The sequence below is a fragment of the Streptomyces sp. YKOK-I1 genome (genome assembly GCF_054660435.1).
Genome location: NZ_BAAGDR010000001.1, coordinates 773,103 through 794,809, shown reverse-complemented (window position 1 = coordinate 794,809; position 21,707 = coordinate 773,103). Strand labels below are relative to the sequence as shown.

Here is a 21,707-nt window from a genome sequence, read left to right as displayed (position 1 = left end):
GGTCAGCCGAGGGTCCAGGCGACATCCCTGAGCAGGGCGTGGCGCCACCCCGCGCGGTCGTGGTCGGACGCCGACCGGGAGACCCGTACGGTGGCGCCGGCCTGCCGGGTCAGGGTCTCGGTCAGTTCGCAGTGGGGCAGCATCCGCCGCTCGTGCTCCCCGACGTCGAACGCGATCCGCAGGCCGGAGAGATCGGGGCGCTCGCGCAGCCGGTCGGCGACGGCGCCGCCGACCGGGCCGCCCAGCGGGTCGGCGAGGTCCAGGGCGTCGGGCGACCACCAGAACGACCCCGACTGGCAGGCGACGCGGGACACCAGCTCCGGGAACTCCAGGGCCGCGTACAGCGCGCTCAGCCCGCCGAGGCTCTGTCCGGCGACCACCAGCCGCTCCGGGTCGGCGGGCACCCCGGACTCCGTGACCAGCGGCAGCAGTTCGTCGCGGACCGCCTGCCACAGCCCGGGCCGGCCCGTGAACTCGGCGACCCGGTCCCGGGCCGGGAGGAAGACGAGGGTGACGGGGGGCAGTTCACCGGCGGCGACGGCCGAGTCGAACGCGGTCATGGCCGGGTGCAGATACAGCCAGTCGTCCCCGTCGAGCAGCAGGACGACCGGTCCGCCGCCCCCCGCCGGGTGGATCCGGACGGTCCGCCGCCCGCCGAGCCGGGCACTGGACCAGCGGATCCGGGCGAGCGGCACGGGCAGGACCCCGTCCGCGCCGATCTCGGGCCAGTGCGGCTGGGCGGGGGCGTCCGGCGTGGCGGCGATGGACCGGTCACCGCCCGCGGCGACCGGGTTGAAGGGGTCGGCGTACGTCTCGTCACCCGCGAGGAACTGATACGTCACCCGCAGCCGCGCGGGCATGCGGACCTCGGCGTACCAGCAGTCCGAGACGCCCCACCGGCGCAGCGGCACCGGCTGCGACCAGCTCTCGAAACCGACGCTCGCCGCGGACCCGCGCCACAGGAACAGGGTGCGCCAGCCGCCGTCCTCGGCGGGGATCGACGCCGGCGCACCCGCCGCCGCCCAGAACGCGTCGGTGCCGGGTGTGCCGGGCAGCCCGAACTCGGCGAAGCCGTCTGTCATTTCGGCCGGGTGGCCCCGCATGAACGTCTCCTTGTGAGGGGGGTGGGGGAGAGGTTAGGCTCATTCTAATTAGGCGAGGCTAACCTAATCTTGACCATTCCGGGAGGCACTCAGCATGAGCACCAACCCCTTCGACGACGCCGACGGCCGTTTCCTGGTCCTGGTGAACGACGAGGGCCAGCACTCGCTCTGGCCGTCCTTCGCCGAGGTGCCCGGAGGGTGGACGGTCGCCCTCGACGAGACCACCCGGGAAGCGTGCCTGGAGTACATCGAGACCAACTGGACCGACCTGCGGCCGCGTTCCCTCGCCGCGTCCATGGACGCGTGACCGCCGCCACCTTGGATCAGGCGATTAGGTAAGGCTAGCCTTATCTCTCGTGACTCTGACCACGGCTGTGCCGCCCCCCCCGTCCCGCCGTACGCGCACCCCTTAGGGGCACCGCTCGTACGCACCGCGTGTCCCGAGGACGCCGCCGCCCTCGCCGCGCTCTCCCGTCCGTTCGTGCGCTCGGGGGCGCTGCGGGAGCGGCCCCTCTCGCTGTACGCCGCCCACGCGGGCGACTTCCTGGTGGTGGAGGCCCTCGACGGCACGCTCGAGGGGTGTCTGGGGCTGCGGGTGCATCCGGACGGCGAGCACGGCCCGGCCGGCGTCCTCTACAACTTCTGCGTGGCCCGGCACCGGCAGGGCTGCGGAACCGGGGCGCGCCTGCTGGAGGCGGCCCTGGCCCGGGCCCGCACCCTGTCCCTGGCCGCCCTGTTCACGGCGACGACCGGCGGGGGCGGCCTCTTCCTGCGCCACGGCTTCACACCGACGGGTCCCCGTCCGGCACGGGCGACTGGGTGTGCTCCCTGGACCCGCGGCGTGACGCCCGGGTCCTGGGGCGGGCGGTGTAGAGGAGCCCGCCATCGGGTGGGCTCCCGCCGTCCGTGCGGCAGCTCACCCGCCCCGGTGCTCGGGGAGACGGTCGTCGGCGACCACGGTCGTCCCGGACCTCTCCTCGCCCAGCAGGCCCCGCAGCAGCGCGTGCGGCACCCTCCCGTCCAGCACCCGGGCCCGGTGCACACCGGCCCGGACGGCCCGCAGACAGGCCTCCATCTTCGGCAGCATCCCGGTCGCCAACTCCGGCAGCAGGAGATCGAGTTCGTCGGCGGTAAGACGCTCGATCACCTCGGTGCCGCGCGGCCAGTCGGCGTACAGCCCCGCCACGTCGGTGAGCACGACCAGCCGGGCGGCGCCGAGCGCCACGGCCAGCGCGGACGCCGCGAGGTCCGCGTTGACGTTGTAGACCTCTCCGTCCTCGCCGCGTGCCACCGGGGAGACCACGGGGATGTGCCCCTGCTCCAGGAGGGCCCGCACGGCACCCGGGTTCACGTCGACGATGTCGCCGACCAGGCCGATGTCCACCGGACGGCCGTCCACCCGGGCCGGCCGGCGCACGGCCGTCATCGTGTGGGCGTCCTCGCCGGTGATCCCGACGGCGAACGGCCCGTGGGTGTTGATGTGCCCGACCAGATCCCGCTGGACCCTGCCGGTCAGCACCATGCGCACCACGTCCATGGTCTCGGGGGTGGTGACCCTCAGGCCCGCCTCGAAGCGGCTCTCCAGTCCGAGGCGGTCGAGCATCGCGCTGATCTGCGGGCCCCCGCCGTGCACGACGACCGGGCGCAGACCCGCGTGCCACAGCTCCACCACATCCTGGGCGAAGGCCCGCTGGAGGCTCCCGTCCACCATGGCGTTGCCGCCGTACTTCACGACGACCGTGCTGCCCCGGAGCTCCTCGGGCGGCCGGAGTCCACCGGCCGAGAACTGACTGTGCGTGCGCTCCGCGACGGCGGTGGTCACGTCTGCGGCCCCTGCGGTCATGTTCGCTCCCCTGTGCGGTGTCCCGGTGTGGTCACGCGTCGCGCCGTTCCCCAAGGGTCATCGAGCACGCGCCGGATCGATCCGCCACGGGACGCGCGGGCCGGGGAGGGAGGAGCGGTCGGGCGTCGGGTAGGCGTCGACGGTCGGCGAACCCACGGGCGCATCCCTCCCCCTGGCGGCGTACCGCACGGAACTGACCCCAAGATTTTATTAGCTTAGCCTAACCTAATCTTGGGTGGGGAGGGGTGCGCAACCGGGAGGGCTCGGGTCAGCGCTGGGTGTAGATGAACCCGACCTTGTCGACCTCGTCGCCGGAACGCCCGTGGAACCCGGCGATCTGCCAGCCGCTGGGGGCGGTGCGGGTCACACAGTCCGAGGTCGTGGTGCCGCCGGCCAGGGTGCGGCCGAGGTTCGTCGTGAACCTGGCGTAGAAGATCCGGGTGTGACCGTCCTTCACGGCCTGGCACAGGTACGCCGTCGTCACGTACTCACCGCTGCCCAGCGTCAGCGAGGAGGCGGTGCCGCCGGTCCCGCCGTGGGCGAGGGTGGTGCCGTTCGACAGGGTGACGCTCAGCTGGTCGACCCGGGAACCCGCCCGCAGCGCGACGGTGGAGGCGCGGGCGCCGGCCGGCACGCTGTTGATGTCGTTGTAGTAGTCGCCGTGCGGGCCGCCGAACTGGTCGCTCAGCTGGAAGGCGGAGTTGCGCGACCAGCTGAAGCCGACGGTGATCGGGTCGTGGTCGGAGAGCATCAGCCCGTCGGAGGTGAGGAACTTGGCGTGCTCGTTGTTGTACGCGGTGGCGTTCAGCGAGACGAGCCTGCTGCCCCGGTAGAGGACCTTGTCGACGACCTCGCAGGTGTTGGGGACGGTCGCCCCGGACTGGTCGCAGACCAGGGCGTCACTGCCCTTGGCGGGCGCCGAGCCGCCGCGGATCAGCTGGACCCAGGCGTCGGTCAGCCCGTTGGCGGCGGCGAACTCGGCGATGGTGTCGCCGGAGCGGGTGTAGCGCGTGTTGGTGTCGCCCATCACCACGACCGCGTTCCCGGCGGAGTGGGTCGAGATGAACGTGGTGAGCTGCGCCAGGTTGTCCGCGCGCGAGGCGAGGTCGCCGTCGTTGGTCCCGGCGTTGGTGTGCACGTTGTAGAAGTCGACGTACACCCCCTCGGCGAGCCGCTCGCGCATGAAGGTGAAGCCCTTCGGGGTGAGACAGTCGCCCGAGTCCAGCTGGCAGGAGTTCCAGCCCACCCGCTCGAAGTCGTCCGCGTCGTAGGAGATCTTCGACAGCGTGTTGAGCCCGCTGCCGATCCCGGCGCCGCCGCTGGTGGGGGTGCGGTAGGCGTGCGCGGTGTCGGCCGCGTACAGGTAGGCGTGGTAGTTGAAGTCCTCCTGCACATGCACGATGTCGTACGGCGCGATCCGCTCGCCGATGGTGGTCGTGCTGGACTGGCGGGGCGTCGGCGCGCTGGAGAGGGCCTCCGGCAGTCCGGCCACGTTGTAGCTGAGGACGCTGAAGGTGCCCGAGTCGGCTGCCGCGGCGGGCGGGGCGGCCACGGCGAGCCCGCCGAGAACGGCGGCCGTCGCCGCCAGGCTGGCGAGGAGTCTGCGCATGGGGTGTGTCTCCTGGGGGGGGGAAAGCGGTTGCGGACTTGAATATGGCGGAAGTTACCGCTGGTTACCCGGGGCGTGTCCAGAGTTTGCGCGCTCTTTCGGCACAGTCGCCGCCCGTACACGGGCGATTCGACTTCCCGTCATGCGGGCGGCGGCCGAACGGTCCGCAGGCGAGGCCGGTCCAAGTCGGGTCCATGGAAAGGCAGTTGCCATACTGTTGAGGGATGGCGCTGCATCACCACAGCGATGCCCCCTGGCGGGTCAGAGTGGACGACGAGCGTGGAGAGCCGCGGGGTGCCGGGGTGCTGCTCGACGATCTGCATGTGCTGACCTGCGCGCATGTCGTCCGGCTCGCCGGTGCGGAGCCGCAGGGACCCGCGGACGGGGTGCGGATCAGGAGCATGGCGTGCGGTCCGGAGTGGACGCGTACCGCGCGGGTGGTTCCGGGGACCTGGGTGTACGAGCCCGGCACCCTGCGCGGCGACGTGGCGCTGCTCGCCCTCGACGCCCCCGTCGACTGCGGGACCAGGACCGCCCTGTGGAAGGCCCCCATCTCCGGCGGCAGGGTGCGCATGTACGGCTTCCCGGCGGCCGAGCCGTACGGCATCTGGACCGAGGCGGAACTGGCGGGATCCGGCGGACGCCGGGGCGAGTGGGGGCAGTTGAGGCGCATCCGCACCGGTGATCCATGGGTCGAGCCGGGATATTCCGGCGCCGGGGCGGTGGCGCTGGACGGCGAGCACCGGGGGAGGGTCGTCGGCGTCGTGGTCGCCGACCACGTCAACGGCGACTCCAGGGCGGCCTGGATCCTGCCGACCGAGACACTCCTGACGTACCTGCCGGGCATCGCCGAGTTCACCGAAGGCCACCGCGCCGACGAACTGGGGCCCTCCGGCGCCGCGTTGCCCACGGACGTGCTGGGCGACCCGCTGCGGCTGGCCCTCACCCAGGAACTCACCCGGCTGCTCGACGGCGACTGGTCCGGCACCGTCGTCGTCGGCACCGACGCCTCGGTCGGCGCGGGCTCCTCCTGGCTGGTGCGCCTCGTCCGCACCGCCGACCCCGCGGCCCGGGCCACCGTGTCCGACGCCGAGCTGACCGGAGCACCCCGCGACACCGTCCTCGCTCTCGGCTCCATCGACGCCGCCTACGACGCCTGCGGCCGGTCCGTCGCCGAGGTCCGCGACTATCTGCTGGGCCGGTTCGGGCTCCGCGCCGACAACGACCGTGAGGCCGTGCGCCGGCTCGTGCGCCGCCGCCCGCCCGCCTGTCTGGTGGTCGGCCGCGTCGACCGGGCCGAGGACCCCGACGCACTCCTGCGGGACCTGCTCGGGCCGCTCGCCCGCCGCGCCCGCGCGCGGGGCCTGCGCCTCGTCCTCGGTTTCGAGGACCGGCCCCCCGCCGGTCTCGTCCACGACGTCTCCCTCGACCCCGCGCCGATCGGCGGCTCCGCCCTCCGGCGCGTGACCTCGGCGGAGGTGCAGACGGCCGTCGGGCGGCTCGCCGCCGAGGAGGACGCGGCGGCGCTGCTGCGCACCCGCTGGGGCGAGAAGTTCTTCGCCGCCCCCCGACTGCCGCACAGCGTCGCCCCCCGCTTACGGGTCCGGCTGGCCGTGGCCCGGACCACCGAGCCCCACCCCGAACTCGCCGCGGTCCACGACCGCGCCCTCACCGCCCGTGCCGAGGTCGCCCGGTTCGACCGTGCCCTGCGGCGGCTCGTCGAGACCCATGCGGACCTCAGCGCGGCCCTGGAACTGCACCGCGTGCGCGCCGCACGGTTCTTCGGCGACGAGGACCGCCGGCTCGCCGAGCTGCACGCCCCCGCCGCCCGTGCGCTGCAGACCGTGCCGATCGACCTCACCACCGCCCGCACGCTGGTCAGGCAGTACACCGACGAGGTCGACCGCAGGATCGAAGAAGGGTGACGCCGTGCCGCTGTGCAACCGCCCCGACTGCGGCCGGGGCGAGATCGACGAGGACGGATTCTGCCCGGAGTGCGACCACCGGCCCCTGCGGGCCGGCCGCCCCGCCCCCCGGCCCGCCGCGGCGGATCCCGCGCCCGGGGCCGGCGTCGGCGTGGCGCAGGTCCGCCCCGACCCCTGGTACGGCCTCGGCCTGATCGACGCCGACCACGCCCCCGACCCCCCGGACGAACGGCCCGCCCCGGCGGGCCCCGTCGCCGAGGAGCACCGCTTCTGCCTCAACCCGGTGTGCGCCCGCCCCGTCGGCCGGGGCCACGACGGAGAGCCGGGCCGGACCTCCGGGTTCTGCGCCCGCTGCGGCACCCGCTTCGACTTCGCCCAGCTCCAGGGCCTCACCATCGCCGGCCGCTACGACGTCGAGCGCCTCCTCGACTCCGGGGCGTACGGGACGGCGTACCTCGTCCACGACCGGAACCTCGAGACCCGGGTGGTCCTCAAGGCCCTGCACCGATCGGTGGCCAGGACGGCCCGGCACGAGCGGGACGTCCTGGTCGGGCTCCGGCACGACAGCATCGTCCGGATCCTCGGCTACGAACCCGAAGGCCCGCACCTCGTCCTCGAGTACGTCCCCGGCGCTCCCCTCTGCGCCCGGGAGGACGACCGGCTCGAGATCCTCCTCGGCCACGGCCTGCGCATCCTCCAGGCCCTCGACTACCTCCACGCCAGGGGCCTGCTGCACTGCGACGTCAAACCCCTGAACATCATCCGGTTCAGGGAGGAGGGGTCCGCGGGCTCCGCCCGGCCCCTCGACCGGGTCCGCCTCATCGACTTCGGCGCGGTGCGCTCCCAGGAGGAAGCCGGCCCGGTGGTCGCCTACACCAAGGCGTACGCGCCCCCTGAGGGCGATCCGGAACACCTGGGCCCCACCCCCGGCTTCGATCTGTACGGACTCGGCCGGACGCTGGAAGAGGTGTGCGGCCCGTACGGGACCGAGCGCGCCGCCCCCGGCGTCGACTCCCTCCTGCTGCTGATCGAACGCGCCACGGACACGGCGGTGCCCCAGCGGCGGTTCGTCTCGGCACGACAGTTCGGCGAACAGCTCAGCGGAGTGGTCCGGCAGATCGTGGCGGCCCCGCCCACCGCCCGCCAAGTGGCCCGCCCCTCCGCGCTGTTCGGCCCGATGACCGAGCCGCTGCACGGCGGGCTGGGGGCGGCCCGGCCGCTCGGCCACTGGGTCCGGGCGGCGTTCGGCGACACCTGGCCGACGCTGCCCGCACCGTTCTCCTGCCCCGGCCCGCGCGCCGTCGCCGCCGCGCTCCCCACCCCGCTCTCCGACCCGGACGATCCACGCGTCGGCGACCCGGCCGGCACCGCGCTGGCCGAGAGCCGGCTCGCCCTGCGCCGCGGCGACGAGACCCGGGCCGCCCGGGCCCTCGCCCGCTCCGGGCTGCCCGACTGGCACTGGCTGCACGCCTGGTACTCCGGTCTGCTCGCCCTGGCCCGCGCGGACGTGCCCCGAGCCGTCCGCCACTTCACCGAGGTGCGCCGGAGCCTGCCGGGCGAACTGATCCCGCAGCTCGCGCTCGGACTGTGCGCCGAGGTCCTGGACGACCTCGAGGTCGCCCGCTCCCACTACGGCACGGTCTTCGACACCACCCCCGCGCTCGGCGCGGCGGGCTTCGGACTGGCCCGGGTGCACCTGCTCGCCGGACGGCGCGCGCAGGCGGTGGCCACCGCCGAGCGGCTGACCCAGGAGTTCCGCTACGAACGCGAGGCGCGCGTCGCCGCCGTGCGGCTGCTCATCGCCGTCCCCGGCGCACCGCCCGCCGTCCGGGCGGCCCAGGACGACCTCACCCGGGCCCGCACGGCCCTGGACGGACTGCACGCCGACGACGCCGTGACCACCGCCCTGCGCGCCGAGATCCAGTACGCGGCGTTCCTCGGCGCCGACGACGGCAGCCATGGCGGCCCCCACGACGGGCTGGCGCTGTCCGAAGCGGTGCGGGAACTCGGCGCGCACGCCGCCACCGAACAGGAGTACACGGCCCTGGTGGACCTGGCGAACCGGCTGCGCCCGGTGCTGGAGCGGAGATGGCCACGCAGGCGTGCCCGAACCGGTCCTTCCCGTATCGGAGCGAAGCCCGACACGCTACGCTCCTAGTCCGCTACACAGAGGACGCGCAGGGACACGCAGCGACACACGGGACACGGTCGGGTAGTGCCGGTGGGGGACAGGCCGCACTTAACAGGGCTCAGCTTCGAGGTCGACGTGGACGCCCCGTCCGACCTGGCCCACGACGGGACCCGCGCGGACGCCCTCGTCACCGTCCGGGCGCACCCCGTCGCCCAGCCGCCGCCCCCGACGCGGGCGGCCGAGGTCCTCATCATGGACAAGTCGCTGTCCATGGCGGGCCGCGGCAAGCTGGACGAGGCGAAACGCGCCATGTGCGCCGCCGTCGACACCCTGCGCGACGGGACCCTCCTCGGGGTCGTCGCGGGCAACCACAAGGCCCACGTGGTCTACCCGGCCACCGGCGGCCTGGCCACCGTCGACGCCGCGGTCAGACAGGAGGCCAAGAGCCGGATCGCCGGCCAACTGGCCGAGGGCGGAACGGCGATCGGACAGTGGCTGGCCTGCGCCGACCGGCTCTTCACCGAGGTGAGGGCCCCCGGCACCGTGCGCCACGCGGTGCTCTACACGGACGGCAAGGACGAGCACGAGACGCCCGAGCAGCTCGACGGCGTGCTCCGGGCCTGCGCCGACCGCTTCGTGTGCGACGCGCGGGGCCTCGGCGAGGACTGGAACTACGCCGAACTGCTGCGGATCACCCAGGCCCTGCACGGCAGCGCCGAGGCGGTCGTCACCGTCTCCGACCTCACCGAGGACTTCACCCGCATCATGCGGCAGGCCCAGCGCCTCGTCGTGGCCCGCGTCTACCTCGGTCTGCGCCTCAACCACCGCTTCCGGCTGGGCTTCGTACGCCAGACCCGACCCGTGGAGGCGGAACTGACGGCCCGCCCGCACCAGGACGGCACCCTCCACGTCCCGCTCGGCGCCTGGCCGCCGGAGACCCGCCAGTACCAGGTGTCGCTGCGCTTCGACCCCGAGACGCTGACCGTCGACGAGGACCTGCGCGCCGCCCGCCTCACGCTCTACGCCGAACAGCCCGACGGGACCCGCGCGCCCTGCTCGGAGTCCCGGGCCATGGTGGTACGGCGGCGCTCGACCCCCGGATTCGGGATCCCGCCGTCGGCCGACCTCACCCGGGTCGAGAACGAGCACGAACTGGGCATGGCGATGCGGGCGTGCGCCGACGCCCAGCAACGGGGCGACTTCGCCCGCGCGGACCGTGAACTGCACCTCGCCCTGGGACTCGCCGAGGACCTGAGGGACACCGTGCGTCTGCGGCTGCTGCGCTCGGTGGCGGTCACCGGCCCGGACGGCCGGCCGCGGGTGCGCCGCGACGCCTCGCGCGGCGAGATGCAGCGCCTCGGACTGAGGTCGACCAGGACCACCGTCCCACCGCTCGACGCCGCCGACCTCCCGCCCGCCGACGGCACGGCCCCGCGCCGCTGCCCGCGGTGCGGGGCGACGACGGCGGCCCGCGGCGCGAGGTTCTGCGAGGAGTGCGGCGGCCTCTTCGACGAAGCGGCTACGGGCGGTACGTCCGTGGACGCCCCGTGAGCGCGTCGGCCGGCGTCCCCCGCGGACCGCTCCGGGAGACGGCGACCCGCTGGAGAACCCGCGCCCGCGCCGTCCACCCGGTGCGCCGGCTGCGCTGGTTCCGGGCCGGCGCGCTCACCATGGTGCTGGCCACCGCGCTGATGTTCCTGCTGGTCTCGACCCGGGCCGACGCCCAGCTGGCCGCCGCGCGGCGCACCGGCGACGCGATCGCGGACATCGCCCGGGCCCGCCGGACGGCCGTCGCCGCCGACGAGGCGCTCGCGAAGGCCGCCGACACCGGACAGGTCACCCTGATCGGCACGGGCACGGATTTCGCCAACGACACCGCGCGGGTCAACTCGCTCGTCACCTCGGCCGCCGAGGGCAACGCGGCCGGCAGCCGGGGCCGGGCCCAGTTCCAGTTCGTGCAGGGCCAGTTGACGACCTGTGTGCAGCTCGCCAACACCGCCGTGCGCGACAACGCCCGCAGCGGCCGGGCCGGCCTGGACTCCGCCCGCCAGGCACTCACCGCCCCTCGCGCCAAGGAGCCGGGGACCGGAGCGCCCATCCCCGGCACGGGCGGCCTCACCGCCTCGCTCTCCGACCTGGAGGAGATGCAGCGCCAGGCCCTCGACGTCCAGCGCCGGTCGTACTGGCTCGACCCCGTCCACGTCTGGTCCCTGCTCGTCGGACCGGCGGTCGCCCTGCTGCTGTGCGTCCTCGCGACCCGCCGGGTGATCGCCCGTCACTTCCGCCGCCGCGTCGGCCCGTCGCTGCCGGCCGCACTGCAGGCCACCGCCGGGGTCGGCATCACCACGAGCCTGCTGTGCCGGCACGACGCCCAGGCGCTCGCCCGGGACCCCCTGGTCGGACACTGGGCGACGACGGCCCTCGCCCTGGGGCTGCTCACGGCCGCCGGGGTGCTCGCCCACCTGGGCTACCGGCCCCGCCTCGCCGAGTACCGGTTCCCGCGGTCATGACCGCCCTGACGGCCCGGATCACACGCTGCGTCCTCGTGCTCGGTCTGCTGCTCGCCGCGGCCGGCTGCGGCGGCGGGCCGCGGCACGGCCGGGTGACGATCATGATTCCCTGGTCCGGCGCCGAGTTCACGGCGTTCTACTCGGTCGTCGAGTCCTTCGAGCACGACACCGGCATCCAGGTGGACGTCCAGGTCACCCGGGCCCTGACCCAGCAGCTGGACGCCGCGGTGGCGGCCGGGGCGCCGCCCGACCTCGCCATGCTCCCGAGCCTGGGAGCCATCTACCGGTACGCGGACGAGGAACGGGAGGAGGACCGGGAGCTGCGACCGCTGCACGTCCCCACGAGCACCTATCTGGAGCCGTTCCGCGGGCTGGCCGAGGTGCGGGGCGGGGTCTACGCGGTGCCGGCCAAGGTGGACGTCAAGAGTCTCGTCTGGTTCGACCCGACGGTCACCGAGCGGCCGTCACCGGCGGTGCTGCGGACGTCCGGGACGTGGTGCCTCGGACTGGAGTCCGGCCCCACCTCCGGCTGGCCGGGCGCCGACTGGATCGCCGACCTGCTGCTCGCCCAGGGGAACGGCGACGCCTACACCCGGTGGCTCACGGGCCGTCTGCCGTGGAACTCGGCCCCGCTCAAGGAGGCCTGGACCACCTGGCGGCACCTCGTCGGGACCGGTGCCGGGGACGCGGCCGTCCGCAACTTCGCCGAGGCGGCCGCCGGGATGACCGCGGAGCCCCCCACCTGCTCCCTCACCCACGGCGCGCTGTCCGCCATGGGCTTCAAGAAGGGGCAGAGCCACGACTACACGACGTACTCCTCGACGCGTCGGCTGGAGGTCTCGGCGGACTTCGTCGGCATGTTCACCGACGACAACCCGAGCGCCGAGACGTTCATCGCCTATCTCGCGGGGACCAAGGCCCAGCAGGCCTGGGTGAACCAGGGGGAGGGGGCCGCGTTCTCCGCCGACAGCCGGGTCACCTACCGCGACCGCGTGCAGCGGCGGATCGCCGGGCTGCTGCGGCCCGGCTCCGGCCACACGCTCTGCTTCGGCGCCGCCGACGCGATGACCCCGGACGTGTCGGCCGCCTTCTACCGGGCCGTCCTCGACTACGCCACCGACGCGACGACGGATCCCACCCCGCTCCTGGACGCCCTCGACGAGGTCCAGGAGAAGCTCGGCAGTTCACCCGTCCCCTCCGGCAAGCTCTGTTCCGGCCGCCCGGGCTGACGCCCGGCGAAGGTGAGCGGGTCCGCGGACTCGGACCGTCCGCGGCCGCGGCAGCCGGGCCGGCAGGTCGTCGAGCGTGACCGGACCGGTGAGCAGTCCCGACGCTTCCCGCACCACGAACGGCGAGACCCGCCGACGCCGCAGTTCCTCGAAGGCGCGGCCGCGTCCGGGGCTCGGTCGGCGCATTGGTGATCAACTCGGAGTCGTCCTTGCTGATCAGGCCGAGCCGCTCCGGGGTCACCGGGCACAGCCGCACGAGCGCGTTGCTCAGCGCGTCGAGCGCTCCGAGTGGGCGATGGGCCAGGACCCGGGGGCCATCTCGCCGACCATGTGCTGGAACACCACCACGATCATCGCCACGGCGAAGGCCGCGCCGTGACTGAGCGCGGCGGGCAGGCCCAGCCGGTGCGGCAGCGGGTCCGTCTGGTGCGAGATCACCGGCTTGGACACCGAGCCGAGACCCAGCGCGATCGCCGCGCCCGCGCCCCGCGGAACGCGGTCAGCCCGCGCGCCTCCCGTACCGCGCGATGATCCGCTCGGCGCCCCGCTCGGCGAGGGCGCGTCGCCGGTCCCGGCGTGAGCGCCGTACGGCGGTCCGCGCCCGCGGGGCCGACGGCGGAGCCGCGAGGTCGGCGAGCCGGCCGGCGGCACGTGACAGCTCCGCCTGGAGCCGGCGGCGGCGCCCGGAGGTGCCGGCCCGCAGCACCGCGGCGTAGAGCCCCTCGACCTCGGCCATCGCGGCCCCCAGCCGGAGGTCGGCCTCACGCATCCGCCGCATGAAGGCCCTCCGGTCATTGAGATGTGCGCAACACTGCAAGCTCTCTACCCATCCGGGACCCGGGCGTCCCACTGCCGTCATCCATGACGCGGAGAACGGGGGGCAGAGCTTCGGCCAGGTGCGCAACGCGTTCATCCGGGGCGTCAACCGGGCGGGCGGCGCCGAGATCGCCCGCCACGACGTCTCCGAGGACGCCTCCGCAGAGCCCTGCCGGACCGGCGCCCGGTCACCGGTGGCGCAGGGTGCCGACGGCCCTGAGGACGCGGACCGCCCCGTTCTTCAGGGCGGGGTGGCCGCGCACCACGCGGTGGGCGGCGCGCAGGGGCTCGTGGCGGAGCCAGTGCAGGGCCGCGGCGGGGTCCGCCGTCCTCAGGGCTCCTTCGTGGACCAGGAGGTCCCCCGTCTTGAAGGAGTTCTTGTACGGGGCCTCGCCCCGGCCGAAGTCCACGAGCCGGATGCCGGACTCGGCGGCGGCCTCGATCATCCGCAGATAGAGGATGCGGCCCGGTGAGTACGTGGCGAGGGCCCGGTCGTACGAGGGGAACCAGCAGGACAGGACGGTGCGCGAGCGCAGGCCGAAGTGGGCGGCGACGGGCCGGCCGGCCGCGTAGAGCACCGAGAGGGTGCCCGAGCAGTCCGGGGCCTCGGTCGCGGCGAGGCCGTCCACCAGCCGGGCGATCCACGGCTGGGCGAAGGGATCACGCCGGCCGGTGCGGCGGTAGTGGGCGGACTTCCAGGCGACGAGCGTGCGCAGGGCCGCCGGGCTCCGGTCGTCGTGGACGAAGCGGACCGGCCCGATGTTCCGGGTCATCCGGCGTTCCTGGGCCCGTGCCGTCTTCAGGAAGCCACGGGCGTGGGCGCGCAGATGGTGCTCGTAGTGCGCGAACCCCTGGGTGAGGTCGACGACGGGGGAGGCGAACTGGCCCGTCGCGTACGGCAGGAAGAGGTCCTGGCCGCTTTCGAGGTGGTTGAACTCCCAGGTGTTCAGGGCGCAGGCCCGCATCAGGTGGTGCGGGTCCACGCGCAGGCCGGGGTCCAGGACGGCGCCCTGGCAGTCGGAGACGCCCAGGCCGACGGCCCGGCCGCAGCCCCAACGGCCCTGCTGGTACGGGAAGTAGCCGACCGTACGGCCGTTGCGGCGCAGGACCGCCACCCGGGTGTCGTGCCGTACCCGGCCGACGGCCTGGCTGAACTGGGCACTCATGAACGGGTTGGCGGCGGTCGTGGTCGCGGCCCGCAGCTCGTTCCAGTGGTCGAGGTCTGCGGCGGTCAGATCACGGGGGCGCACGATGGAGATACGCGGAGCAGTGGTGGTCATGGCCCCTCCATCGTCGATGAGACGCGCAGGTCAGGCGCCCGGAACGGGAAAACCGGCCTATGTGAACGTTCAGCCGAGGAGTCACGGGGACGGGTGAACCGTGCTCGACCCCGGATCCGGGGATGCGCAGGGGAAGGAAGTGATAGTAACCGTTTGCTGGAATCGAGGGGTCGGCGAGGACTTCCGAGGGTTCAGGTGAGTGACCGATGCAGTAACGTCGCGGTGTGATGCTGACGGGAAATGACTCCGGCGCGGGCCCCGAGCCCAGGGATGCCAAGCGTCGACGGAAGAACATCGCAGGCGGCGACCGCCCGAGCACGATCCGTGAGGTGGCCCAGCGGGCCGGGGTCTCGGTAGCAACCGTTTCCAGGACGCTGGCCGGCAACTACCCGGTCTCCGCCGCCACCCGGAAACGGGTCATGGCCGCGGTGGAGTCGCTGCACTATGTCGTCAACGTGCACGCCAAGGCCCTCTCCGGGCAGGTCGCCGGGCCCATCGCCCTGGTGCTGCGGGACATCACCGGGCCCTCGCTCGCCCATGTCGCCGCCGGGGTGGAGCAGGAGGCGGCGCTGCGGGGCCGGCTGAGCCTGGTCTGCGCGACCCACGGGGACCCGGCGCGCGAGAACGACCTGGTACAGCTCATGCGCGAGCAGCACGCGGCCGCGGTCGTGCTGGTCGGCGGCGCCGTGCAGGACGAGGCGTACTTCCGGCGCATGGCCGAGTACGCGCGTGCCCTGGACGCCGCCGGCTCCCGGCTGGTGCTGGTGGGCCGCCCGCCGCTGCCGGCGGACCTCCCGGTCACCGTCGTGGACTACGACAACCGGGGCGGGGCCTTCCAGGCCGCGGACCATCTCCTCTCCCAGGGCCACCGGCGCGTCCTCCTGCTCGGCGGCGATCCCGGGCTGAGCACCGGGATCCAGCGGCGGGAGGGCCATCTGCACGCCCTGCGCGCGCACGGGCTGCCGTACGAGGAGGAACTGGACGTCCCCGGTCTCTACACCCGTGTCTCCGGCTACCAGCGCACCCGGGACGCGCTCAGGTCGGGGGTGGAGTTCACCGGGGTCGTCGCGGGCACCGACATGGTCGCGCTCGGCGCGCTCGCCGCACTGCGCGACGCCGGTCGGGACGTCCCCGGCGACGTCTCGGTGGTCGGCTTCGACGACGTCCCCTTCGCCGCCGACCTCATCCCGTCGCTCACCTCGGTGCGGGTGCCGTACGAGGAACTGGGCCGTACGGCCGTCCGGCTGGCGCTGGAGCGGACCGAGCGCATGACCGGCGACGACCACGTCATCCTCAGCACCCAGCTGGTCGTCCGCCGGTCCGTGCGCCCGCCGGGAAAACATGACGGAACATGACAGGTATGGCGGCAAGCATGGGCGGGCCAGGACGACGTTCCCCGACATGAGGAGTCCCCGTGCACAGCCGTCAGACCGTCATCCCCCTGGGGTGTGAGGAAGCAGCCCGCGACGGAGCCGTTCCGCCGGAGCGGGCCTGGCTCGGTGTGGTGTCGGCCGAGCACGCCCGCCATGCGAGCCGGCACGGCTGGATCCAGCTCAACCACGGCGACCGCCGCAACCTCGCCCGGCTGCGCCGGGGGGACGGGTTCGTCATCTACTCGCCCACCGAGCGCAGGGGCGACCGGGCGAAGCTGCGCGCCTTCACGGCGCTGGGGACCGTCGCCGACGGTGAGCCCCATCTCGCCGACGAGATGGTGGACATGGGCGCGAGAGGCATCCTGAGGCCCTGGCGGCGGACCGTGGACTTCGCTCAGGTGCACGCCGTCGGCCTGCACACCGTCACCCACGAGCTGCTCCTGACCCGGGAGCGCACCTGGGGCTACGGACTGCGCTTCGGGCTGCTGCCGCTGGCCGTGGCGGACTTCGAGGTGCTGCGCCGCGCGATGCAGCGATGAGGGGCGGTCACCGCGGTCGCCTACGGGGCCGCGCGTGCGGTGAGCAGCGGTTGGAATCCTGACTCCTCCGGCGTCCGCCACCCGGGGGCCAGGAAACCCGCGTCGGTCACCAGCGCGGTCAGACGGTCCCGGTCGTAGTCCTCGCCGTCCTCGTGCCAGTGCCAGTGCTGGAAGGAGACGGTCCGCTCCGCCCCGCCCGTGGCCCGGTGGACCTGCGGAGGTGTCGACGCGGGTCGGTCGCGCAGCAGGTCGTCGTAGGGGCGGGTGCTGAGCAGCAGCCGGCCGCCGGGACACAGGACACGGCGCGTCTCCGTCAGCGCGGTGTCCACGTCCCGGGCCGTCAGGAGGCGCGGCAGGGAGTTGTCGGCGCAGACGACGGCGTCGAAGCGGGCCTTCGCGAAGGGCAGTCGGCGCAGGCCGGCGGCGGCCGTGCGCAGCGGGACCTCCCTGAGCGCGGCCTCCCGGGCGGCCCGGGGGCTGAGATCCGTCCCGGTGACCTCGTGCCCGCGCAGGGCGAGGCCGACGGCCCGGGTGCCGATCCCGCAGGAGCAGTCCAGGACTGCCGCCCCGGCCCGGCCCAGCAGCGCGTCGAGGACACGGCCCTGCCTCCCGGACGCTCGCGCCCCAGTCCGGCGGGCGGGTTCACGGCCCTCCAGGCCCTGCACGACGACCCGCGTCTCGCGGCGGCGGCCAACCTCGACGGGGTGCTCGCCCACGTCCAGGAGGAGGGCACCACCGGTCATCCCTCCACCGTCGCAGCCGACGGCCTCGACCGCCCCTTCCTCCTCCTCGGCAAGGACGGCAACGACCTCGGCACGGTGCCGTCCTGGCGATCCCTGTCGGCACAGCCGCGGTCCGCGCCAGGGCCTCATCCTGCGGGGCGCCGCGCACGGGACGTACACCGACGCGGAGCCGCTCGTCCCCCGGATCGCGCACCGGCTGGGTTTGCCGCGCGCGACCGTCGAGGAGAACATCGGCACCCTCGCCCCGCACCGGGCGATCACCGCCCAACGGGCCTGCCTCACCGCCTTCTTCGACCGCCGGCTCGGCCGCCGGGGCGACGAGGGCGCGTTCGACCGCCTTCCGGAGCGCTACCCGGAGCTGCGGATCTTCTCCTGACCCGTGCCGCCCCGGGCGTTGTCAGTGGTCCGGAGGAAGATGCCGATCATGACGTCGCCCCTGACCTCGCCGCTGACCCTGCCCGCTTCCCTGACGGCCGCCCGCCGGGTCGATCCCACCGGCGACGGATGGGGATTCGTCACCCATCACGCCGTGGCCACGCCCGCGGGCGACACCTACGTGGTGTCCGGGGCGGGGCGCTATCGATGGGAGGCCGAGGGGACGACGGATCCCGCCGAACGGAACTTCCGCTGTCAGCTCATCACCCGCTACGGCGCCGACGGACGGCCCGTCGCCGTCGCCCTCCACGGACAGCCGCGGCCGGACGGCACGCCCTCGGCGATCGAGGAGGGCACCGAGCCGACGCTGGCGGTCCTCCCGGACGGAACCGTGGCCGTCAGCTCGAAGCCGGGCAGCACCCATCTGATCTCCGCGGACCTCAGCCGGGTCCTGGCCTCCTGGCGGATGCCCTGGGGCTGGCAGGAGGAGAAGGAGCGCAACGGCGACCCCTACGCCGCGTCGATATCCGTCACGCCCTCGGGCCGGCTGCTGTGCGTGACGCCCGAGTACGGGCTGAGCAACTCCGCCGGCGCCCACCCCAACGTCGTCGCCCTCACCGAGCCCGGCGAGCCGCTCGCCCCCGGTTCCAAGGCCACGCTCCGCGCCCTCGCCACCCACGACGCACGCACCCACCGCCAGACCGACGCCGACCTGTACCCCCACGTCCGCTTCCGGGGCGCGCCGGTGGGCCGCGACAACCGCCCCTCACCGTCGCTGACGGAGATCGTGTCCCGGGACTCCGCCCGCTCCTTCGACTACCACGACTGCACGCTGGGACGGCCGGCGGCGCTGGGCGACGACCTGTTCGTCGTCCCCGTCTTCGGACGCCTCCACCGCTCCGGCAACCGGGGCCAGGTCTTCACCTTCGCGCTCCTCGACGACCGGGGCGCGGTCCGGGGCCGCCTGGAAGGGCTCCACCGCTACGAGGACAGCCCGTTCACCGGCTTCTGCTTCACCGTGGTCGGCGACCCGTACCGCGCCCGGGCCTTCCACCTCAACCGCTTCGGCCTGTACGCCTGGAGCGCCGACGGCCGGCTGCGCGCGCGGATGTCCACCGAGGACAAGCCGTACAAGGCGCTCACCCACTTCACCCTCCTGGAGGCCACACCCGCCGGTGAACTCCTCCTCGCCCACCGCAAACAGCACCTGCTGCTCCGCGTGCCCGTCCCGGAGGACCTCGACGGCCTCGCGGCCGCGGTGGAGGCGGCGCTGAAGAGCTACGCCCGCGGGCGGACGGCCTGGAAGAAGGAGTACGCCCCGGTGAACTGGCACTGGGTCGACGGCTCCGCCCGGGTGCACCACCTGTGAACCCGGCCGGAGCCGTCGGGAGGGGCCGGGCTCACGCCGTCGGGGCGGGCAGCCACAGGTCGGGGCCGAACACCTCGTACCGGATCCGCCGGGCCGGGACGCCGGCGCGCAGCAGAGCGCCCCGCACCTCCCGCATGAAGGGCACCGGTCCGCACAGGAACACCGTGGCGTCCGCGGGCAGTTCGATCCCGTCGAGGTCCATCAGACCGGCCCGGGCGGCGGGCTCCTCCGCTCCGGGGCGCTCGTACCAGAACGTGGCACGGGCGCCCGGCAGCCGCTCCACGAGGTCGCGGGTCTCGGCCCGCAGCGCGTGCTCGGCGGGGGAGCGGTCGGCGTGCAGGACCAGCACCGGGCGGGTCGAGCCGAGGGCGGCGAGGTGGGCCAGGATGCCGGTCATGGGCGTGCAGCCGATGCCCGCCGAGACCAGGACCACCGGTGTGCCGGCGTCGGCCGGCTCGTCGAGGAAGACGTCGCCGAACGGCGCGGACAGCATCAGCTCGTCCCCCGCCCGGACCTGGTCGTGCAGCAGGGTGGAGACCTCCCCGTCCGGTCCGTCCACCGACCCCGCGACCCGCTTGACCGTGATCCGCCGCAGCTCGCCGCCCGGGTCACAGGACAGGCTGTACTGCCGCAGCTGACGCACCCCGTCGGGCATCCGGACCCGCACGCTCACGTACTGGCCCGCCCGGGCGTGCGGCGCCGGCGCGCCGTCGGCGGGACGCAGCAGGAACGACGCCACGTCCGCGGTCTCCTCCCGGCGCTCGACGACCGTCCAGGGCCGCCACACCTCGCCGGGCGCGACCCCCGCGTCCTGGTAGAGCCGGGCCTCCCGCCCGATCAGGGCCCCCGCCATCAGCCAGTACACCTCGTCCCAGGCGGCCGCGACCTGAGGGGTGACCGCGTCGCCGAGCACCTCGGCGATCGCGCCGAACAGGTACTTGTGGACGATCGTGTACTGGTCGTCGGTGACCCCGACGGCCGCGTGCTTGTGCGCGATCCGGTCCAGGAGCAGGTCGGGACGGGCGTCCGGGGCGTCCAGCAGCGCGGTGGCGAACCCGGCGATCGAGGCGGCGAGGGCCTGCCGCTGGGCGCCGCTCGCCTGGTTGCCGCGGTTGAACATCCCGTCCAGCAGTTCGGGCCGGTCGCCGAACATCGTGGCGTAGAACCGTGTGGTGATCTCGTCGAGCGCTCCGGCGACCGCGGGCAGGGTGGCACGGACCACGGCGGCGGATTCTGCGGACAGCATGGAGCCTCCCGGGCAGGGCGTGAGCTAAGGGTGGGCGCCGCTTCGGTTCGGGGCGGCGCACCTCTGTCTAGCAGGCGAAATCCCGGATTCGGGGCCCGATCGGCCGTCGAGGGCGAAAAGGGGACCAATGGCCCCGGGAGTCCGGGAACATCGGCCCGGCGGGCGGCCCGGCCGCCGGGCCGTACGCCGGGACACGACCGCCCTTCGGCCCGGGGACCGGGCGCAGTAGGGCCGACAGGCCCTGGCCCTGCGGTCCCGGATGGCGCAAGATCTCCATAAAGGCCAGGACCGGTCACCCCCGCGTACGGGGCGGGGCCGGCCCAGGCGTCCCACGGCATGAACGAGGAGCGATCCGATGGCGGACGGCGAGCGTCCCGAACCCGAGAGCCCGATCCGGGTCTTCCTGCTGGACGACCACGAGGTGGTCCGGCGCGGGGTGCGCGACCTGCTGAACGACGAGCCGGACATCACCGTGGTCGGCGAGGCGGGCACCGTGGAGCAGGCCCTCGTACGGGTGCCCGCGCTGCGCCCCCAGGTGGCCGTGCTCGACGTACGGCTGCCGGACGGCGACGGCGTGACCGTCTGCCGCGAGCTGCGGTCGAGCATGCCGGAGCTGGTCTGTCTGATGCTGACCTCGTTCGACGACGAGGAGGCCCTGCTCGACTCGATCATGGCCGGCGCCTCGGGCTATGTGCTGAAGCAGATCCAGGGCACGGACCTGGTGTCCGCGGTCCGCACCGTCGCCGCCGGGCAGTCGCTGCTCGACCCCAGCGCCACCACCCGGCTGATGGCCCGGCTGCGTCAGGGCCAGGAGCCGGAGCCCGAGCCGGACGCCCTGCCGGGCCTGACGGAGCGGGAGCGCGAGATCCTGGCCCTGATCGGCGAGGGGCTGACCAACCGGCAGATCGGACAGCGGCTGTACCTGGCCGAGAAGACGGTCAAGAACCACATCTCCCGGCTGCTCGCCAAGCTCGGCGTGGAACGGCGCATCCAGGCGGCCGTCATCGCCACCCAGGCCCAGGACCGGCTCCGGCAGAAGGGGAACTGAGGCAGAAGGGGCACTGCCCCCGCGCGCCCGCGCCCGCGCACCCGTTCCGCCCGGTACGGCAAGGGACCCATGGCCCCTTGCCGTACCGCTGTGTTCAGGCGCTCTCCCGGGCCCCGATCACCTCGCGCCCGGTGACCATGCCGGGCTCGATCCGGACGAAGACGCCGTCCCTGATCGGCATCCACGAGGTGGGACCGCTCTCGGACAGCCGGTCGTGCTCGGCCGGGTCGGTCACCACGGCGGCCTGCCCCGTGACGACGACGCTCCAGCCCGACTGGGTCGCCGCGTGCCACTCGTCCGCCTCGAAGGCGACCACGACGCCGTCGATCGCACGGACCAGGTCGGAGGCGGCCGAGGTGCGCAGCACGACGGAGGCGTCCGGGTCGAGGGTGAAGTTCACGGGGAGGACCGCGGGCAGCGCGTGTCGGGTGTACACGACACGGCCGACCGGCACCTTCGCCAGCAGGCGCAGGCACTCCTGTCGGTCGAGCACGCGAAAGGCATCGTTCTGAACCATCCGTCCATCGTGGGACGTGCCGTCGGGTCCCGGTAGGGCCGGACGGCCTGT

Annotated in this window: 19 protein-coding genes and 3 pseudogenes; 13 read left to right on the top strand and 9 right to left on the bottom strand. The window is 74.0% G+C overall.

Annotated features, from left to right (window positions below; all coding sequences use genetic code 11):
• Positions 1-2: 2 nt before the first annotated feature.
• Entirely contained in the window at positions 3-1,103 is a 1,101-nt protein-coding gene (locus ACYQ8Q_RS03670) for an alpha/beta hydrolase-fold protein (RefSeq protein WP_460061820.1), read from the bottom strand.
• A gap of 94 nt (positions 1,104-1,197) precedes the next feature.
• On the opposite strand from ACYQ8Q_RS03670, the gene ACYQ8Q_RS03665 reads away from it, so the two are divergent.
• Positions 1,198-1,410 (top strand): MbtH family protein, encoded by a 213-nt coding sequence (locus ACYQ8Q_RS03665; RefSeq protein ID WP_460061818.1) that lies wholly within the window; start codon positions 1,198-1,200, stop codon positions 1,408-1,410.
• A gap of 42 nt (positions 1,411-1,452) precedes the next feature.
• Positions 1,453-1,976 (top strand): annotated as a pseudogene (locus tag ACYQ8Q_RS03660) (GNAT family N-acetyltransferase).
• A 43-nt stretch (positions 1,977-2,019) separates the two neighbouring features.
• Here ACYQ8Q_RS03660 and argB read toward each other — a convergent pair.
• Together argB and ACYQ8Q_RS03650 are read right to left on the bottom strand one after the other, a co-directional pair.
• Complete coding sequence (argB, locus tag ACYQ8Q_RS03655) at positions 2,020-2,946, bottom strand: acetylglutamate kinase (protein WP_460061817.1); 927 nt, start codon at positions 2,944-2,946, stop codon at positions 2,020-2,022.
• Positions 2,947-3,214: 268 nt separating this feature from the next.
• Positions 3,215-4,555 (bottom strand): jacalin-like lectin, encoded by a 1,341-nt coding sequence (locus ACYQ8Q_RS03650; protein ID WP_460061814.1) that lies wholly within the window; start codon positions 4,553-4,555, stop codon positions 3,215-3,217.
• Between the two features lie 224 nt (positions 4,556-4,779).
• On the opposite strand from ACYQ8Q_RS03650, the gene ACYQ8Q_RS03645 reads away from it, so the two are divergent.
• From ACYQ8Q_RS03645 to ACYQ8Q_RS03625, 5 genes are all read left to right on the top strand, one after another.
• Positions 4,780-6,480, top strand: a complete 1,701-nt coding sequence (locus ACYQ8Q_RS03645) for a S1 family peptidase (RefSeq protein ID WP_460061812.1) — start codon at positions 4,780-4,782, stop codon at positions 6,478-6,480.
• Positions 6,481-6,484: 4 nt separating this feature from the next.
• Entirely contained in the window at positions 6,485-8,638 is a 2,154-nt protein-coding gene (locus ACYQ8Q_RS03640) for a tetratricopeptide repeat protein (RefSeq protein WP_460061810.1), read from the top strand.
• A gap of 63 nt (positions 8,639-8,701) precedes the next feature.
• Positions 8,702-10,162 carry a vWA domain-containing protein gene (locus tag ACYQ8Q_RS03635; RefSeq protein ID WP_460061808.1) on the top strand — a complete coding sequence of 487 codons (1,461 nt, stop codon included), beginning with the start codon at positions 8,702-8,704 and terminating at the stop codon, positions 10,160-10,162.
• The gene (locus tag ACYQ8Q_RS03630; RefSeq protein WP_460061806.1) at positions 10,159-11,121 is read left to right on the top strand and encodes a hypothetical protein; all 963 of its coding nucleotides are present in this window, start codon (positions 10,159-10,161) and stop codon (positions 11,119-11,121) included. Before ACYQ8Q_RS03635 ends, ACYQ8Q_RS03630 begins: the two co-directional genes overlap by 4 nt.
• Positions 11,118-12,350 (top strand): extracellular solute-binding protein, encoded by a 1,233-nt coding sequence (locus ACYQ8Q_RS03625; protein WP_460061803.1) that lies wholly within the window; start codon positions 11,118-11,120, stop codon positions 12,348-12,350. Before ACYQ8Q_RS03630 ends, ACYQ8Q_RS03625 begins: the two co-directional genes overlap by 4 nt.
• Positions 12,351-12,617: 267 nt before the next feature.
• Here the strand turns inward: ACYQ8Q_RS03625 and ACYQ8Q_RS03620 are convergent, their stop codons facing one another.
• Positions 12,618-12,800: a hypothetical protein gene (locus ACYQ8Q_RS03620; RefSeq protein WP_460061801.1), complete on the bottom strand. Its 183-nt coding sequence runs from the start codon at positions 12,798-12,800 to the stop codon at positions 12,618-12,620.
• A 49-nt stretch (positions 12,801-12,849) separates the two neighbouring features.
• Positions 12,850-13,128, bottom strand: a complete 279-nt coding sequence (locus tag ACYQ8Q_RS03615; RefSeq protein ID WP_460061799.1) for a hypothetical protein — start codon at positions 13,126-13,128, stop codon at positions 12,850-12,852.
• 79 nt (positions 13,129-13,207) lie between these two features.
• Between ACYQ8Q_RS03615 and ACYQ8Q_RS03610 the strand changes: the two are divergent.
• Positions 13,208-13,333 (top strand): annotated as a pseudogene (locus ACYQ8Q_RS03610) (TerD family protein); the annotation flags it as partial.
• A 21-nt stretch (positions 13,334-13,354) separates the two neighbouring features.
• Here the strand turns inward: ACYQ8Q_RS03610 and ACYQ8Q_RS03605 are convergent.
• On the bottom strand, positions 13,355-14,446 hold the full coding sequence (locus ACYQ8Q_RS03605; protein ID WP_460061796.1) for a GNAT family N-acetyltransferase: 1,092 nt from the start codon (positions 14,444-14,446) through the stop codon (positions 13,355-13,357).
• A gap of 227 nt (positions 14,447-14,673) precedes the next feature.
• On the opposite strand from ACYQ8Q_RS03605, the gene ACYQ8Q_RS03600 reads away from it, so the two are divergent.
• Positions 14,674-15,801, top strand: coding sequence for a LacI family DNA-binding transcriptional regulator (locus ACYQ8Q_RS03600; protein WP_460061795.1), 1,128 nt, complete (start codon positions 14,674-14,676; stop codon positions 15,799-15,801).
• A 59-nt stretch (positions 15,802-15,860) separates the two neighbouring features.
• Positions 15,861-16,358, top strand: coding sequence for an EVE domain-containing protein (locus ACYQ8Q_RS03595; protein WP_460061793.1), 498 nt, complete (start codon positions 15,861-15,863; stop codon positions 16,356-16,358).
• A gap of 20 nt (positions 16,359-16,378) precedes the next feature.
• On the opposite strand, the pseudogene ACYQ8Q_RS03590 reads toward ACYQ8Q_RS03595, so the two are convergent.
• Positions 16,379-16,988: pseudogene (locus ACYQ8Q_RS03590) on the bottom strand (class I SAM-dependent methyltransferase); the annotation flags it as partial.
• Between the two features lie 315 nt (positions 16,989-17,303).
• On the opposite strand from ACYQ8Q_RS03590, the gene ACYQ8Q_RS03585 reads away from it, so the two are divergent.
• Positions 17,304-17,477 (top strand): hypothetical protein, encoded by a 174-nt coding sequence (locus tag ACYQ8Q_RS03585; protein ID WP_460061791.1) that lies wholly within the window; start codon positions 17,304-17,306, stop codon positions 17,475-17,477.
• 48 nt (positions 17,478-17,525) lie between these two features.
• Positions 17,526-18,845 carry a hypothetical protein gene (locus ACYQ8Q_RS03580; protein WP_460061789.1) on the top strand — a complete coding sequence of 440 codons (1,320 nt, stop codon included), beginning with the start codon at positions 17,526-17,528 and terminating at the stop codon, positions 18,843-18,845.
• Between the two features lie 31 nt (positions 18,846-18,876).
• Here ACYQ8Q_RS03580 and ACYQ8Q_RS03575 read toward each other — a convergent pair whose 3' ends face one another.
• On the bottom strand, positions 18,877-20,091 hold the full coding sequence (locus ACYQ8Q_RS03575; RefSeq protein ID WP_460061787.1) for a globin domain-containing protein: 1,215 nt from the start codon (positions 20,089-20,091) through the stop codon (positions 18,877-18,879).
• 355 nt (positions 20,092-20,446) lie between these two features.
• On the opposite strand from ACYQ8Q_RS03575, the gene ACYQ8Q_RS03570 reads away from it, so the two are divergent.
• A complete protein-coding gene (locus tag ACYQ8Q_RS03570; protein WP_460061785.1) occupies positions 20,447-21,139 on the top strand; it encodes a response regulator in 693 nt (230 codons plus the stop codon).
• 94 nt (positions 21,140-21,233) lie between these two features.
• Here the strand turns inward: ACYQ8Q_RS03570 and ACYQ8Q_RS03565 are convergent, their stop codons facing one another.
• Positions 21,234-21,656, bottom strand: coding sequence for a pyridoxamine 5'-phosphate oxidase family protein (locus ACYQ8Q_RS03565; protein ID WP_460061782.1), 423 nt, complete (start codon positions 21,654-21,656; stop codon positions 21,234-21,236).
• Between the last annotated feature and the right edge of the window lie 51 nt (positions 21,657-21,707).

Coding starts and splice junctions, on each gene's coding strand:
- ACYQ8Q_RS03650 (WP_460061814.1), bottom strand. CDS start 4,555: ATGCGCAGACTCCTCGCCAGCCTGGCGGCGACGGCCGCCGTTCTCGGC.
- ACYQ8Q_RS03600 (WP_460061795.1), top strand. CDS start 14,674: ATGCTGACGGGAAATGACTCCGGCGCGGGCCCCGAGCCCAGGGATGCC.
- ACYQ8Q_RS03580 (WP_460061789.1), top strand. CDS start 17,526: ATGACGTCGCCCCTGACCTCGCCGCTGACCCTGCCCGCTTCCCTGACG.
- ACYQ8Q_RS03565 (WP_460061782.1), bottom strand. CDS start 21,656: ATGGTTCAGAACGATGCCTTTCGCGTGCTCGACCGACAGGAGTGCCTG.
- ACYQ8Q_RS03645 (WP_460061812.1), top strand. CDS start 4,780: ATGGCGCTGCATCACCACAGCGATGCCCCCTGGCGGGTCAGAGTGGAC.
- ACYQ8Q_RS03670 (WP_460061820.1), bottom strand. CDS start 1,103: ATGCGGGGCCACCCGGCCGAAATGACAGACGGCTTCGCCGAGTTCGGG.
- ACYQ8Q_RS03575 (WP_460061787.1), bottom strand. CDS start 20,091: ATGCTGTCCGCAGAATCCGCCGCCGTGGTCCGTGCCACCCTGCCCGCG.
- ACYQ8Q_RS03570 (WP_460061785.1), top strand. CDS start 20,447: ATGGCGGACGGCGAGCGTCCCGAACCCGAGAGCCCGATCCGGGTCTTC.
- ACYQ8Q_RS03625 (WP_460061803.1), top strand. CDS start 11,118: ATGACCGCCCTGACGGCCCGGATCACACGCTGCGTCCTCGTGCTCGGT.
- ACYQ8Q_RS03665 (WP_460061818.1), top strand. CDS start 1,198: ATGAGCACCAACCCCTTCGACGACGCCGACGGCCGTTTCCTGGTCCTG.
- ACYQ8Q_RS03615 (WP_460061799.1), bottom strand. CDS start 13,128: ATGCGGCGGATGCGTGAGGCCGACCTCCGGCTGGGGGCCGCGATGGCC.
- argB (WP_460061817.1), bottom strand. CDS start 2,946: ATGACCGCAGGGGCCGCAGACGTGACCACCGCCGTCGCGGAGCGCACG.
- ACYQ8Q_RS03605 (WP_460061796.1), bottom strand. CDS start 14,446: ATGACCACCACTGCTCCGCGTATCTCCATCGTGCGCCCCCGTGATCTG.